This window comes from Candidatus Sulfurimonas baltica (assembly GCF_015265455.1).
In the GTDB taxonomy this organism is placed as follows: domain Bacteria; phylum Campylobacterota; class Campylobacteria; order Campylobacterales; family Sulfurimonadaceae; genus Sulfurimonas; species Sulfurimonas baltica.
In genome coordinates, this window is sequence record NZ_CP054492.1 from 2,361,257 (window position 1) to 2,377,861 (window position 16,605).

General features: G+C 36.4%; 12 protein-coding genes. All 12 read right to left on the bottom strand.

The genetic code is table 11. The features are described from left to right. Positions 1–7: 7 nt before the first annotated feature. Entirely contained in the window at positions 8–1,480 is a 1,473-nt protein-coding gene (gene glgA / locus HUE88_RS11925; RefSeq protein ID WP_194369313.1) for a glycogen synthase GlgA, read from the bottom strand. Beyond that, the gene (locus HUE88_RS11930; RefSeq protein ID WP_194369315.1) at positions 1,473–2,306 is read right to left on the bottom strand and encodes an ROK family protein; all 834 of its coding nucleotides are present in this window, start codon (positions 2,304–2,306) and stop codon (positions 1,473–1,475) included. The genes glgA and HUE88_RS11930 overlap by 8 nt, the downstream gene beginning before the upstream one ends. Continuing rightward, positions 2,303–3,700 (bottom strand): glycogen synthase, encoded by a 1,398-nt coding sequence (locus HUE88_RS11935; protein ID WP_194369317.1) that lies wholly within the window; start codon positions 3,698–3,700, stop codon positions 2,303–2,305. Before HUE88_RS11935 ends, HUE88_RS11930 begins: the two co-directional genes overlap by 4 nt. Then, positions 3,697–4,719, bottom strand: coding sequence for a galactose-1-phosphate uridylyltransferase (gene galT, locus HUE88_RS11940; protein WP_194369319.1), 1,023 nt, complete (start codon positions 4,717–4,719; stop codon positions 3,697–3,699). The genes HUE88_RS11935 and galT overlap by 4 nt, the downstream gene beginning before the upstream one ends. Continuing rightward, positions 4,712–6,748: an alpha-amylase/4-alpha-glucanotransferase domain-containing protein gene (locus HUE88_RS11945; RefSeq protein WP_194369321.1), complete on the bottom strand. Its 2,037-nt coding sequence runs from the start codon at positions 6,746–6,748 to the stop codon at positions 4,712–4,714. The genes galT and HUE88_RS11945 overlap by 8 nt, the downstream gene beginning before the upstream one ends. A gap of 8 nt (positions 6,749–6,756) precedes the next feature. Then, positions 6,757–8,793 carry a glycoside hydrolase family 57 protein gene (locus tag HUE88_RS11950; protein WP_194369324.1) on the bottom strand — a complete coding sequence of 679 codons (2,037 nt, stop codon included), beginning with the start codon at positions 8,791–8,793 and terminating at the stop codon, positions 6,757–6,759. A gap of 10 nt (positions 8,794–8,803) precedes the next feature. Continuing rightward, positions 8,804–11,302 carry a sugar phosphate nucleotidyltransferase gene (locus tag HUE88_RS11955; RefSeq protein ID WP_194369326.1) on the bottom strand — a complete coding sequence of 833 codons (2,499 nt, stop codon included), beginning with the start codon at positions 11,300–11,302 and terminating at the stop codon, positions 8,804–8,806. A gap of 79 nt (positions 11,303–11,381) precedes the next feature. Next, a complete protein-coding gene (locus tag HUE88_RS11960) occupies positions 11,382–11,660 on the bottom strand; it encodes an early set domain-containing protein (protein ID WP_194369328.1) in 279 nt (92 codons plus the stop codon). A gap of 11 nt (positions 11,661–11,671) precedes the next feature. Beyond that, a complete protein-coding gene (locus HUE88_RS11965) occupies positions 11,672–12,631 on the bottom strand; it encodes a 6-phosphofructokinase (protein WP_194369330.1) in 960 nt (319 codons plus the stop codon). 46 nt (positions 12,632–12,677) lie between these two features. Next, positions 12,678–14,327 carry an alpha-glucan family phosphorylase gene (glgP, locus tag HUE88_RS11970; RefSeq protein ID WP_194369332.1) on the bottom strand — a complete coding sequence of 550 codons (1,650 nt, stop codon included), beginning with the start codon at positions 14,325–14,327 and terminating at the stop codon, positions 12,678–12,680. Positions 14,328–14,337: 10 nt separating this feature from the next. After that, positions 14,338–15,582, bottom strand: a complete 1,245-nt coding sequence (locus tag HUE88_RS11975; RefSeq protein WP_194369334.1) for a glucose-6-phosphate isomerase — start codon at positions 15,580–15,582, stop codon at positions 14,338–14,340. A gap of 3 nt (positions 15,583–15,585) precedes the next feature. Next, complete coding sequence (gap, locus tag HUE88_RS11980) at positions 15,586–16,578, bottom strand: type I glyceraldehyde-3-phosphate dehydrogenase (RefSeq protein ID WP_194369336.1); 993 nt, start codon at positions 16,576–16,578, stop codon at positions 15,586–15,588. Positions 16,579–16,605 lie beyond the last annotated feature (27 nt).

The window sequence follows — 16,605 nt, forward strand, 5'->3', positions numbered from 1 at the left end:
TTGTAGTTTAGTGTTTGCGACGATTAGCAATAGTATGTCTATATACGTCTTCATACGATTTAGCGGCATCATCCCAGCCGAAGTGCATCTGCATTGCATGTTTTTGCATTGCTTTAAAGGATTTTTTATCATTATTGTAAATACTTACAGCCCAAAGTATTGTGTAGTAAAGCGCCTCATGCGTTGGCAAATCAAATTTAAACCCATTGCCGTTTTCATGATTTTCATCAAAGTTTTCAATAGTATCATCTAGCCCGCCGGTAGCACGGACAATAGGGAGTGTTCCATAGCGAAGACTGTAGATTTGGTTCAGACCACAAGGCTCAAACAGCGACGGCATCAAAAAGAAATCACATCCTGCTTCGATTTGGTGTGCTAAAGCATCTGAATAGCCTACATGTATACCAAATTTACCTCTGTGCCTTGATGCTGCCTCGCTAAAGTAGTGTTCAGCCCATTTCTCACCAGCACCAAGCATAATAATCTGAATATTTTGTTCCATTAGTCCATCTAGTATTCCAGAAATAAGCCCTATCCCTTTTTGCTCTGCAAAGCGTCCGACAAACCCTATCAGTGGTATGTTGTCATTTACCTCAAGACCAAAATGTTCTTGCATTGCACGCTTACATGTAGCCTTACCATTCATATTTCCAACATCAAATTTTTGGGCAATCTTAGTATCAACAGAGGGGTTCCATTCATCGTAATCTACACCATTTAAAATACCAAAAAGTTTTCCTGAGTGTGCTTGGATATGATGCTCTAAGCCAAAACCGAACTCTTGTGTCTGAATCTCTTGAGCATAGCGCTTGGAGACTGTGGTGACCGCATCAGCGTAGGCAATTCCCCCTTTTAACATATTTATACTATCGAAACTCTCAAAGCTTGTTGGGTCAAAGTGGTCCCATCCAGACTCCATAACATCCATAGCGCCCTTGTAAAAGTTGCCCTGATGTTGAAGATTATGAACTGTCAGCACCGTTGGCACATCTCTAAAGTCGTGCCAAAAACGTGTTTGAGTCAGCAGTGGAAGTGAAGCTGTATGCCAATCATTCGCATGAATTACATCTGGCACAAAATTCAACTTTTTACATAATTGTAGAGCTGCTTTTGAGAGAAATATAAATCTGTTGTCATTATCTATAAAAGGCTCATTATCATCATTGTAAAGTTCTTTACGTCCAAAAAACTCTTCATAATCTATAAAATAAACAGGGACATCACTGTTAGGAAGAGGTGACGTATAGACACCTGCCCATAACTCCCCCATAGGTCCCATTGGAACACCTAAAGCACCCTCAAGGTGAGTCAGCTTACTTTTATCAACCTGATAGTAACGAGGCATCACAACAATAATATTATGACCAAGTTCACCCAATGCTTTAGGCAAAGCTCCAGAGACATCGGCCAACCCACCTGTTTTAGCGAATGGAACAACTTCTGATGCCACAAATAAAATATTCAATTTTTTCTTAATCATTATAATCCTTCAATAAAAGTGCCCCTTGAAGCGGTGCACCATCTATGTTACTTGTGCAAATCTCTATATCTTTGAGTGCCTGAGGCAGAGCATGTTTATCTATATTTTCAGTTATCATCTCTAGGAGATATGGGTTTGCCGATACTATCCCACCACCCAATACTAAAACATCAGGGTTAAAGAGAGTTATCGCTGTTCCTACGGCATAAAGTAACGCCTCTTCAAAAATATCTGCAATTTTGTTATCAGATATTTTTTTAAGCTCACTTAATTTTGGTTCGCAATTAATTGCATAATGTTGTATCCACTTTCTCAAAGCAATTCCAGAAGCAAAAAGTTCTATACAGTTAGAACGTCCACAGCCACATTTAAATGGTGATTCTTTATATGGAATATGTCCTAATTCTGCTGCAATGTTGTGAGAGCCTCTAAGAATTTTTCCAGATTCAACAACACCAAGACCAAGTCCTGTTCCAAGATACAGCGCACAAATATTTTTACTATTATGATACTTTGCTTCAGCCATTACAGCACATGTTAAATCATTCTCTATCTTAAGAGTAACGTCATAGTTTGACTCAAAAAACTTTTTTATATCTTTTTTGTCTATGTTTAAATTTGGTGCTGATATTATAGATCCATCTTCGACCTGCCCTGCATAAGCAATACCTATAGTAGTTATCCTCTTGTGCTTGCTTAGTATAGACTCTATCCAAGCAGCAACTCCGATGTTTTTACTCTTTGTTGACATAGAGTCTATATGTATATTTCCGTCCCATATTTGGGCACGAAGATTACTGCCACCAACATCTATCGCTAAATTCATGCTACTAGCTCCCTGTAGTGTTCAAGATATGAGAGGGCACTTTTATCAAATGAGAAGTCACACTCCATATTAAAACTTATAACTCTTTGCATCTCTTTGGTATTTTTACCAAGTTCTAAAGCCCTCTCAACTGCATCAAGGAGTGCTTCTTCTGTTGGGTATAAAAATACAATCCCTTCTCCGCATTTTTGCTGATTCTCATGTACAGTGTCAAGAAGACCGCCAACTCCATGAACTACTGGTACAGCTCCGTAACGCATAGCTATCATCTGACTCAATCCGCAAGGCTCATAAAGTGATGGCATTAGCAAAAAATCACCCGCCGCATAAAGACGATGCGAATTATCTTCACTATATCCGATTTGAAGAGATAAATTCCCATGTCTCTTAGACTCAGACTCAAGCTTTTTTCTGTAACTGCTTTGTCCATCAACCATAATTACCAAATTTAATTCTCTCTTTAATATCTCGCTAAGAGAATCAAGTAACAAGTCAAAGCCCTTTTGATGTACTAATCTGCTAATCATAATAAATAGAGGCCTATCAGAAGCCTCAATACCAAGCTCTTTTAAAAGTCCCTTTTTATTGAGATATTTAAAGTTTATGTTTGTTGAACTAAAAGTAGCTGTAAGTGCCCTATCTGTTTGCGGATTAAACAGCTCCAAGTCTATACCGTTGAGAATGCCAAATATTTTCTCTTTATGAGTCTGTAAAAAAGTGTGAAGACCACACCCAAATCTCTCGCTCATTATCTCTTTTGCATACTGAGGGCTCACAGTTGTAATAATATCGCTGTAAGCTATACCCGCTTTTATAAAACTAAGCTTATCATAAAATTCAAGACCATCAATAGTAAAGTACTTAGTGTCTATTCCAAAATATTTAAGCATTGATGCATCAAAGAGTCCCTGATACGCAAGATTATGAATTGTAAAAACAGTTTTAATCTCAGGTGCGGACTCTTTTATCCATAAAGCGGCAAGTGCGGTATGCCAATCATTAAGATGTACTATATCTACATGTAGCTCTTTTGCCAACTTCACAATAGCGGCACAAAAGATTCCAAAATTCGGATTATTATTAGCATATGAACCGCTACTACTGCTGTATAAATCCTCGGTATCGCTTAACAAAGGAGTTTGAATAAAGTACGTTTTTACACCTTTGTAACTGCTTGTATAAAGAGTAAGAAAGTGAGTATTATCACCTATTGTTACTCGAAAGCTAAGTTCACTTTTTTGCAATAAAGATTTCTCCATAAATCCATACAGAGGCATAACACAAACTATATCAATATGTTTACTTAGTGAGTGTGGTAGTGCTTGAGCCACATCTGCGAGACCCCCAGTTTTAGCAAAAGGGAAAATCTCACTTGCGGCAAAAAGAATTTTCATAAATATTCTTGATTATTAAATAGCTTTACACACTCTTCTGGAGAGACAGGGTTTATCGCCATACCGGTGGCAATTTCGAAACCGCCAAGACGGTAGATACGTGGGGTTATACGTATTGTAAAGCGATAGTTTTTATTCAAGTAAGACATATATGACTCATTTTCAAAATTTGAGTTCAGCGGTGCTAAACGAAAATAGAGGTTATAATTAAAGCTACCAAGTTGGCTTGAAAGTTTTTGAAAAACCTCTTTAATTATCACAGACAAGTCACTAATCTCGTCGCGTGTACATTGTTCAAGACAAGCAATATTGCGTTTTGGAGCAATCATAATCTCAAAAGGAAAACTGCTGGCATAAGGACAAAAAGCTACGAAACTACCTATTTCTGATACAATACGATCTTTAGCAGATATCTCATTTTGCAAGATATCCTCCACCATTCCCCGCCCATGTCTGCTGTAGTATTTCATATTTCGTTCCAAAAACACTATCTCGTTTTGCGGCATAATCGGCAATGCTAATATTTGAGTATGTGGATGTTCTTGTGTTGCACCAGCCATTGAACCAAAGTTTTTAAAGATACTCAGATGCACTAATCTCTTATCTTTTCTTAAATCTTCTACACGAATTATCATGCTTCTTAGCCAATTCTCAATACTTTGAGGATCAGCTCCTTCAATAGAACAATCATGACATGGTGAGTCAATCAATACTTCATGAGCACCAACGCCGGGAATGGACTCAAACATACTCTCTCTTTTAGATTTATCCTCTAGCTCTATTTGCACCGCTTTATACAAATTTGGAATTACACGAGTTTTCCAACCTGCTGAATTGGGTGAATTATCACGCATAGCAAAGAGCTCTGATGGAGTCAATGCTTCATTCCCCTCACAAAAAGGGCAACGCTGATGTAATTTTTTTAATTTTATGGGCGCAAGTAAGTCTGGCCTTCGGAGTCGTTCTGGCGCAATCAGCACATACTGATTATGCATTCGATCAAGACGGATTTCAGACATTAGATACTCCAAGATTGATTTGCATGTTTAAATTTGATTCAAACCCTACTGAAAAGATTAAAGATATCTGCTGTGCGACTGTGTCAAATCCACTTTCACTTTGCGAGACAGTATTTAAAATATAAGCATGTACATTGCACTTTTTGCTACATGTAAGGGTAATCTTCTTTTCTGTAAAAGTATCTACAATTGTAAGTGTATCAATATCATCTATACTCAATCCACTCTGAACTTTTTGACCATTTAATGTTGCGTGGTGAGGATGAGCTAAATGAAAGTTACACTCCATACCGTAGAACAATTTTTGAGTATATTCACTGCTACATGTAAAGTCCAATGTGACACTTTCATCATCAAATGTATAACTTTTTTCAACTTCACTCACATAACGCTTATCTAGATAGATGCCACCTTTTCGTCTAAATGTATTAGTCTTGACATCCATCTCAAAAGAGTGGTTTGCAAAATCACCAACTTCACAAAATGAGAGTTTTCTAAAGCTCTCCAACTCAAAAGGGTTAGTTGAAAAATGGTCTATAAATGAATGTTTAGGGTGCCAATCATAAATAAGTTCAGCTTTTAAACTCTCGTCAATCTTCTCAGAACTATTATGTATTGTCTCAATACCATCTCTGATTTGGTCACTACTTACTATTTTATGCTGTATCGGATTAAGTATTTTTGCATGATATGCCTCTTTGCGGCGCATAAGTGTATTTTGCCAGTTAAAGAGCTTATCAAGTGAACCAAACTCAATCATCTGTCCGCCCCAGCGACTTGAAAAAACTGTTGATAATGATTTGCTCAACACTTTTAACTCATCATATCCATCCATATCTATATCTTTGCGCTCGAAAGATATCTTGTTTTTAGCCTGCTCACGTTCAATCTCCAAAAGGTGACGATAGGCATTATCTCTTAGATTTGGAAGGTAAATGCCCCCAAATACGCCATGCCAAAAGACATCATTTGTCTGCATTTTATAGAGGCTCTCCAATGAAGAGGCCTTAAGACTCTCCTGATGAACACTGTGAGAAAGCATTCGCTTATGAAGATAATTGCTCTCATGGTATTTAATAAAAAAGTTTTTCCAGATACCACCTTTAATAAAAGCGACACCCATCTTCTCTATATATTCACTCCCTACATGCTCTTTTAGCTCTTCTAGTGCGAGGGTGTTATCACTACTTAAACTCCACTCTCCCATTTCAAAATAGGAGGTATCATTAAGATATGCAAGACCTCGTGAATTGTTCTGTGCGAGATATTTACTATAGTGCATTGTCTCTATATTTTCATGTGCTATAACGGCTTCTACAAAATGCTTTAGCCATTTTTCCTCATAAACCCACTTATGAGTCTTTGGCCATAGTCCAAATTTCTCAGCATCATCAAATATAATAGCAGCAGAATCTTCTTCTTTAGAGCACTCAAGTATTGCATCAATAGCACGCTCTACGCTAAAAAACGGAAGTGCATACCGCAGTGACTGTGAAATTGGAAAAAGTGCAAGAGGGTAACCACCCTCTTCAGTCATATAATATCCATCCATCTTTGATGCACTAAACCCACTGCTTAAAAAGTGATAATCATCAACAATTGCGTATTTTATCCCTACTTTATTCAAGTCTGGGACGATTGATGACTCCCACACTCTCTCAGTAAGCCACAACCCCTCAGCCGTAGCATTAAAATGCTCTTTAATATAACTATTGAGCTTATTAACCTGAGCTTGACGATCACGTGATGGGATAGAACTAAGAACAGGTTCATAATAACCAGCACTTACCCACTCTATTGAACCTTTTTTAGTCAATTTACTCATATTGCTAAAAATTTTGGGATGCTTGTTTCTAATCTGGTCAAGCAACCAGCCGCTACAATGTACTGCAAATTTAAAATCAGGGTATTTAACCATAGTTTTAAAAAATGGCCCATAGCAGAGTTCTATAGCTTCATCAACCGCCTCGCCAAAATTATCTACCGGCTGATGCATATGTATACCAAATAACAAAGAAACTTTTTTCATACTAACTCCTAAACAAACCAGTTTTCACTATAATCAGTTGCTAAATCAATCTCTAATTCACCAAAACCTGGAAGTGTCTGTATAATGACACCCCCTTTGGTTAGTTCAAAACGAATTTGTATCTGATCAGTCTTTATTGAGCTTTTATCTATGCGAATCTCCAACATATTCTTAGCCGCAATCTCAACCTTTATATTTCCAAAATGCTCTTCATAATTTGCACTTTTAAAAGCATGAAGCTCAACACTCTCATTAAACTCTATTGGTTCAATAATAATTCCTATCGTATCACACTCATGTATTTGACTAATGTCAGCATTAAAGGCAAAATAGACAGATGTCTCATCTTGTCCGTAAAGTATTTTGCTCACAGGACCGCGAACTCTATCCATCGTTGAGAAGAGCTTACTCTCATCTACAACACCACACCCTATCCACTCAAAAAATGAGTCGTGCAGACCATTGGTTGTAGGTGAGATATGTGATTGAGGTCGTAACCAAAATTTCTGAGAACTTCTATCACCAATAATAGTTTCAAAGAGGTCTGATGGTGGAGCAATATGCATAAGATCATAGATAGAGATTAGATGTGAACGAAACAACATATCAAACTCAGTTCCAAACTCTGTAAAGTGGTCATCGCCATACCACCAAAACCAGTCAGAACACTCAGCCGCTAAGAAGTGATTGGTTATCTTATCTTTTGTCTCACTGTCGAGTGTTGTTTTATGGTGATTGAAATCTCGTTTTGTAAGATAAATGAGTTCCCATCCACGTGTTTTTTCACTGTGCCCAACCCAGGTATTAAACTCACCGTGAATCCAGCTCCCTGGAGCTAATTTATTTAAAGGTTTTGTTGGAAGTTTTGCAACATCATCCATGTGAAGTGTTTTACACCATGGAGTATTATTAATTTTTGTATAAAGTGCATCAAAAAAGTCAAATGCGTTATTATGAAAAAACTCCCAAGCATTTTCACCATCTAAAATAATAAAAACGGTGCCATCGGGACTGTTTTTATTAATAGAAGAAAGAGAAGAGATAAAATGATCAGCTGCTTTATTAGCTTCCCAGTATCGGTACGTGAATCCTATATGATCGCTTAAGCCGTGATCACGAAAACCTATACACAGCTCATTATAGTTATATGGGCTATATAATGTACTTCTATCTGCATGTCCTAGTGATTTAAATAGTATAGCTTCATCTGTGGCAATCCACTTAATGCCACACTCTTTTAAGAGAGCAACACTTTTTTCATCTACTGCGCCCTCAGCCGGCCAAAAGCCTTCAGCCTCAAAACCAAATGTCTCTAGAAATAGTGCTTGAGCACGCGTTACTTGAAGAACGGCATCATCTTCAAGAGAAGTGTGTTGCTTTGGAATTTTAGTTGAGTGGTTGGCTTTAACAGCATTCTCCATATCCATAAGAAGTGGTAAGATAGGATGATTTAGTGGTGTTGTAGATATAGAGATTCGTCCATCTTGATAGAGTTTTGTATAGTAATCAAAGATGGTTGATACAAATTTAGATAACTCATGCAGAAGCGCTCTTTTATCTTCATTGTTATAATGACGCTCTTTTTTAATCAATCTACTAATTAGATCATTGCTTGAACGCAGATATATTCCACACCATGATAGTATAAAGAGTACCTGCATGTCAAAAAGCTCATTATCATTATAGTGCTCTTTTTTGTGCAGTGCTGCATAAGATGGCAATGCTAAAACCATTGTTTCAAACGGAGTACTTTTACATAACTTTATCATCCAATTACGATCAGTTTCATTCAGTAAAACAAGATCTTGCATCCATAGATTTAAAAAACGATCATTCTTCTGTGGCTCTTCGTAATAAAGCTTAAGCTGTTCTATCAATGGAGGGGTAATATTGAATGTGGCTTTCAACCCCTCATGTCTTGCAAGCATCCACGGCATATCATAGTAGTCTTTAATAGCGTGTAAAAACACCCATGGCATCTGCATAACACCTGATCCATCTCTGTAGTCCGGCTGATGCATGTGCCACATAAAACTAATGTTCATAGATCTTCCTTTATAATGCTGACCATTCTTCTATTTTAGCACTATAGTTATCATATATTGCGTCTCCGGATACTTTGTTTTGAGCTTGAATATAAATATTCAAATGATCACTGTAGTTGTCTGGAATCATTAATATCCAGTCTGTATTATTTTCCCAAATCTTAACGCCGTCAATAGAGGATGATTGTTTATCTTTTGCATGCTCTAAGAACTTTCTCATCATCTTACCTTTAAGTGCCTGAGTACACTCTATTTTTAGCGTTCGGTAATCAAAAGAATCAATTCTGCTTGATAAATCAGAAAGTGTTGCACCATGAAGGTTTAACAGTTGCATTATTTTAATGCTTGCATACATAGCATCTCTTGTAACACTAAACTCTGTAAAAGCAAAGTTACCGTCAATTGTTGCAACAAGAGCATACTCTTTTAGTTTATCAGCTTTAAAGTTATTGTAACTTCCTCTCTCAATCTCTAAATTATCAAATTTAACTATATCTGGAGCCCAGGTTGGTAAAAATACTTTTTTTATCTCTTTAGATTTATCCATATTCATAAGATGCAATACCACAAGAAGAGCATTGACTTTATCGAGCACTTGGCCCTTGTCTGTCACAATACTGATTTGCTGCTCATTTGGATGTATTATAATTCCCATATCGTAATTTAAACTTTTTACTATCCCTGAAATATCATCTTCAGAGCGTTTTTCAAGCGCTGCAATATTAAATAGTCTTTTCTCATCATAATAGGCATTTAGAACAATGTTTTTTATACCAAGGTTATTAATAATGCCTGGGAAAACATCAGCAGTTGTCCCATACATTAGATCTATAGCAACACTGAAGTTGGCATTATTGATTGTGCCTGCAAATTTATCCTCAAGAGCCTTTTTATAAAGAGTTGCCTCTCTGGCATTTACTGTCTCATGTATAGAACCTATTTTTGAATGTTCAACACGACGAAATTTTTCAATAAAAAAAGCTTTTTCAATCACTTTTGCAGAGTTAGAATCAATACGAAGCGCCTCTTCATTAAATAGTGTAATCTGTGAACCGGTTGCATCTACTAGACACTGTTCAACATAAGCACCGCCTATAAATTTATCATCATTTACTAAGGTGTAGCGCAATACTGATGGCGGAGTTCTTCTAAGGTCAACAACATTTATACCCGCAGATAAAAGACCACTAAGAAATGCTCTTTTAAGCATTCGTGAGCTTTTATCGTAATCACATGCGATAATCACCTTTGAGCCAATTGGAAGTTGAGCAGCAAAAGCTTCTGCTAATTTAGTAGCCATCTCACACGAGAGTTCAACATTACTTTTACCGGACACGCTTCCATTTTCAAAAATTGAATTTTTATAGCGACTTCCCCACACTACATTATGACTGACAATAGAGGCTGGCTCAATTTTTTTATCAGGCCAGATTGTAACATCTTGCTCAAAAGTAGTAAGCTCACCAACCTCACAACCCTCAGCTAGTATCAAGCCTGCTTTAACATTAACATATTTATTGATTACATTGTCGTTACATATGATAGAGTTATTTAGTCGTACATTTTTTTCTATGACTATATCTTCCCAAAGAACACTATTAAAAATACTACTATCGCTTCCAATCTTTACATTATCGCCTATAACAGCATTATTAAGCTTAACGCCTTTTTCAATCTTGACATTTTTACCAAGTATAACATTGCCCATAATCTCTATGCTTTTATCAAGTTTATACGGTTTGTCACTGTACAATACACCACTAGTGTAGAGCTGTTTTTTTCCTGGAATTGCAAATTTAACACGATTTCCTAAAATGTCCGAATATACATCTCTATAACTCTCAGGGTTGCCAACATCGCGCCAGTATCCTTCAAAGTTATAACCCATTAACTGGATCTTCTCTTTCATAATTAGAGGGAATAAGTCTTTGCCAAAATCAAAGTTCTTCCCCTTTGGTATATAGTTGAGAATCTCCGGTTCAATTATATATATACCGGTGTTTATAGTATCACTGAAAACCTCACCCCAACTCGGCTTTTCAAGAAATTTTTCTATTTCATTATCTTCATTTGCAATTACAACACCAAACTGCAACGGATTCTCTACAGATGTTAGACCGATAGAGAGTTTCGATTTTTTATTTTTATGAAAATCGAAAAAACCTTGCATGTCAAAGTCAGTTACCAAATCACCGCTAATTATAATAAAGTTATCATCGCCTATATGTTTCTGAGCTAATTTCACCGCTCCTGCAGTCCCATAATCATCATCTGGTATTACATATGTGATTTTTATTCCAAATTCACTGCCATCTTTAAAATAGTCTTGAATTATTTCAGGTTTAAAATATAAAAGTACTATAAACTCTTCAATGCCAAGTTCTTTTAGCATCATCATCGTGTGTTCCATCATTGGACGATTTACGATTGGCAACATCGGCTTTGGTCTAGAGTTTGCAAGTGGTTGAATCCGTGTACCGAACCCACCTGCCATTACTACTGCTTTCACTTATATTATCCTCTTAGCTAAAAATTGGTTTTATATATTATACTTTATTAATTATTAATTGTTAATTGTTAATTGTTAATTAAAGTTTTAATAAAGCATTATGTGAACCAAACGGTGATAAAACGCGCTCTAGCTCATTGTCACACTCCCATCTGTCCCCATTTATGCGATAACCAAATTGATATTCACTCTCCAAAGGGAGAACTTTTGTGACATAAAACTCACCGCTTTTTTTAACTTTCATAGGCTCATCTTCCCAATCACTCCATTCACCGCAAACAGCTACACTCTCTCCATCATTTGGTATAACACTGAAAGTAACCCAGGCTTTTTGACCTTTTTTTGTAATTTTTACCATGTTTTATCCTTTTAATCTAAATAATTTATAGCATCAAGGTAGTGCTGTGGCATTTTGTATTTGTTGGAAACTACTACATCAATATCAATGAGTTTAAACTCACCTTTTTGATAAACAACAACTTTACTCGAATTACTATGTGAAAGAAGATAATCAACAGCTATGATTGTAAAATCAAATGCCATCATGCGGTCATATACCGTTGGATTGCCTCCACGCTGAATGTGTCCCAAGATACTTACTCGTGTCTCTAAACCAAAACTTTCCTCTAACCAGCTATGAACTTCGCTTGTCTTTTTGGTTCCTTCAGCGACAATAGCAAGGATATAGTTTCGTCCCTCTTTGACCTCTTTTTTAAGTCTTTTCTCTAGCGATTTTGGCTCAAACGGTATTTCAGGAATTACACACACTTCTGCACCGCTAATCATTGATGATACTATTGCCAAATAACCGCAATCACGACCCATAACTTCGACTAAAAAAGCACGGTTGAAAGAGGTTGCTGTATCACGTATTTTATCAAGAGCATCACGTATAACATTAAGTGCAGTATCAACACCTAAGCAGTACTCTGTTCCATATATGTCATTATCAATTGTTGAAGGGATACCTACAAAATTGAGATCAAACTCTGAACTAAACTTCTCCATTGCCCTAAATGAGCCATCGCCACCCAAAACAACTAAACCTGTAATATTATGGGCTTTTAGATTATCGTAAGCTTTTTGTCTGTACTCATGCTCAAAAAATCGCTTGGAGCGTGACGAACGAATTATTGTCCCCCCATTATGAATAATGCCGGCAACAATTTTATGAGTTGCTTTTTTAATCTTATTGTCAATTAATCCTTCTAGACCATCATAAATAAGATAAGATATTTCACCTTTTTTATAGGAATAGTCAACAAATTTTTTAATTGCTGGGTTCATTCCAGGTGCATCTCCACCTGAACTCATAATTGCTAAAGCCATTATCTACTCTCCTCCTTGTATTAAGTTTAAATCTGAGCTAGTTTTATCAACTTTTATAGTCATACATGTTTAGATAGTATTCTGCAACCATACGACCTGAGTTAAACTGGAACTCAACGTCTGTCATAGCACTTTTCATAATTTCTACCCATTTAGCCGGCTCATCATAATAAGTAGGGATAATTTTATTTTCTAAAATATCCATCAAATTTTTATTGTCTATGCGGTCCTGCTCTTCAATAGGAAGTCTGTGGTCTAGCGCAGGTATTGTAAATGAATTTTTACCATCTAAAGCAAATTCTGGATGCCAGCCATCATCAATAGATAAATGAACTGAGCCATTCATACTAGCTGTCATTCCGCTTGTACCACTAGCTTCACGTGTAATACGAGGTGTATTTAACCACACATCACTTCCCTCTTTCATAAGACGTGACAAATGCAGTTCATACCCTACAAGAACTGCCATATTGTGGTAGTGATGGCTCATATGCACAAGCTCATTAAATATTTCCATAGCACCATGGTCTGTTGGGTATGGCTTTCCTGCCCATATAACTTGTATTGGTCTCTCTGTATTTTTAATCAATTTTACAAATCTGTCAATATCATATTTTAACAGTCCTGGTCGTTTATACTCTGCAAAACGGCGTGCCCATACAATTGTTAAAACTTCTGGATTGAATAATTTTCCTGTTTGGTTAGCAACTACTTCAAAAAGAACTTTTTTTAGATGTTTTTTTCGTGCTATAACCTCATAGTCTTCATGCTCATCAAGTGCACGAATAAGTGTTTTATCAGTCCAGTATTTTTTATTTTGAGCATTTGTAATTGAAATGATTTCACATTTATTTTCAACATTAGCCCACATTTCATTAGCAACTATACCGTGTATTTTAGAGACACCGTTTGCAATTTTTGCAGCTCTTAATGCTCCTACTGTAATACTAAAATTATCATCATTTTTATAGCCTGTTATTTCTCTAACCGTTTCAAGTGAATGATTTGCGAAGAAGCCCATCTCATGTAAGAAGTGAATATTATGCTCTTCATTCCCAGCTTTTTCTGGAGTATGTGTTGTAAAAACAACATGTTTACGTACTTCATCCATATCTTTATATCGTGAGTATAACTCATAAGCCAGAGGTAAAGAGTGCCCTTCATTCATATGATAAATATCTATTGATTGATTTAAAGCCTCAAGAACTTTAGTTCCTCCAATTCCAAGAACAATCTCTTGTGCCACGCGGGTGCGCTCATTTCCATCATAAAGTTTATGTGTAATGGTTTGTGCAAGATAGTCATTTTCAGGAGTATCAGTTGATAGCAGAATAATAGGGGCTGTACCAAAAATATCTGGGCGCACTAAGAACGCTTTAACAACAACATTTTCACCATGAATTTTTACTGTTACCTTAACGTCAAGCTCTTCTAAAAAATAGTAATGCTTTCGTGTATATTGCGGTCTAAGTGTGCGGTTTTCATTTCGTGACTGATCATAATAGCCAAAACTCCAAAGCATACCGATACCGATAGTATTTTGTTTAAGGTCAAAAACACTGCGCATGTGTGAGCCTGCTAGAAAGCCTAGGCCACCTGAATATATTTTTAAAGCTTGGTCAATTGCGAATTCCATAGAAAAGTATGCAACTGCTGTGGTGTATTTTTCGTTAATATCATATGAGAATAGATTCATAAAATTTCCTTTAATGTTTTTCTAGATTTTTATAGAGAATTTGTTTGCCAAGTTCAACGCCCGGCTGGTCGTAAGTGTTTATCATAAGCATTGCACCCATTAGAGAGGTCAACAGCTCATAATAGATAATAATGGCACCAATATTTTCAGGTGTTACTTTGTCAAAAGAAATAGCATCAACTGCAACATCAGACTCAATAACACTCTGCATAGTAGCATCACACTGAGCATTAATAAGAGTGTTAAAACTTTGATTATTTATAAAGTTTGTCTTCTCAATCCCATAAAGTGAAATGTCTGGAATTTTAAGATCGTTTCCGGCATCTTTTATACTTATAAAGGTGACACTTTTATCATGAGGCCCTTCAATAATTAGTTCTAAAAAAGAGTGCTGATCAACTGAGCCAATTAACCCGATGGGTGTCAGTCCAACTCTATTGCCATTAAAATCTATTTTTCCAAGTGATTCACCCCAAAGTTGAACATACCATTTTGTTAGACCTTCAAGATGATCTGCATAAGAGAAAAGAACATTAATTCCCTGTTTCTTGGAGTTAATGTACATGTAACACGCTTTTTCAAGCAAATGAGTTTCACCTTCTTCAAAAAATCTTGTTATAAACTCTTGTGCACCTTTTAAAATATTTTTCACATCGTAACCTGCCATCTGAAGTGGCACGACGCCGACAGCACTTAAAACAGAGAATCGTCCTCCTACATTATCGGGTATATTAAACTCCCCAAGATTGTGGTGTTGGGCAAATTTTGAAAGAGCAGAGTCCTTATCGGTAATTGCAAAAACACGTTTGCGATCAGCTCCATCAAGATCTAGCTTACATGTAGCGATAACTGTTTTTAAGATTGATGTTGTTTCAATGGTAGAGCCGGATTTTGAGATTATAAAAAATGCGGCTTTTTCTTTTTTTATTTTAATTAATGTTTCAGATATTGTCACAGGGTCAGAATTTTCAAAATATAAAATCTCTTTAGCATTTGGCGTGTAGGGGCGCAAGATTGAATCAATCGCCTTGATTCCAAGTGAAGAGCCACCAATACCGATGATTATAATCTGCGTAAACAAATCACTATCTATCTCTTTTAATCTTTCAATTAGCGATAGTGAATTTGACGGCAATTTATAATAACCAATTTGATTGCTCTGCATTTCTTCTTTTACAACTGCCATAGCACTTTGCATAATACTCTTATTCTCTGGAGTATCTTCAAGAGGGAAATATTTTTGAAATGTTAGCATTGCTTACTTTCCGACAAATACACACATGTCAACAAGACGGCTGCTATATCCCCACTCATTATCATACCAAGCAAGCACTTTGAGTGTTTTGCCATCAACTACGCTTGTCATATCCGGTATATAAGTAGAGCTGTAAGTTGAACCGATGAAGTCACTAGAAACACGCTCATCATGGTCAATCTCGATTAAACCTAAAAACTCTCCTGCTGCCGCTTTTTCAAAAGCTGCATTTACCTCTTCTACCGTTACATCTTTTTTAAGATTTACAGTTAAATCAACTACTGATACATCCGCAGTTGGAACTCTCATAGCATAACCGTTTAGTTTCCCTTTTAGGTGAGGCATAACTTTAGCTATTGCTTTAGCAGCTCCCGTTGTTGTTGGAATCATGTTGATAGCAGCGGCACGAGCACGACGCTTGTCTGAACTATGTTTAACATCAAGTATGTTTTGGTCATTTGTGTAAGAGTGAATAGTAGTCATAAGACCGTTTTGTATCCCAAAAGTATCATCAAGAACTTTACATATTGGAGCTAAACAGTTTGTAGTACAGCTAGCATTTGAAATAATAGCTTCACCTTTATACTCATCAGTGTTGATATTTAGTACAAATGTAGGTGTATCATCTTTAGCAGGTGCAGACATTACTACTTTTTTAACGCCGTTTTTCAAGTAACCTTGTGCTTTTTCCATTGTCAAAAATGCACCTGTACACTCAATAACCAATTCAGCACCAACAGAACCAAAATCAAGTTCGTCAATATTTCTTGTTGAAAAAAGTGCTACTCTCTTACCAGCTATTTCTATTGTTTTATCATCGATTATTTTGGCATTTACGCCTCCATGAACACTGTCAAACTTAAAAAGATATTCAAGCATATCTGGCTTTGCAGTTGTATTAATCGCTACAAGCTCAATATCATCACGAGATAATACTATTTTCGCTACTATTATCCCTATTCTTCCAGTTCCGTTAATTGCTACTTTTAGTGCCATTTTTTATTCCTTAGTGTTTTATATTAT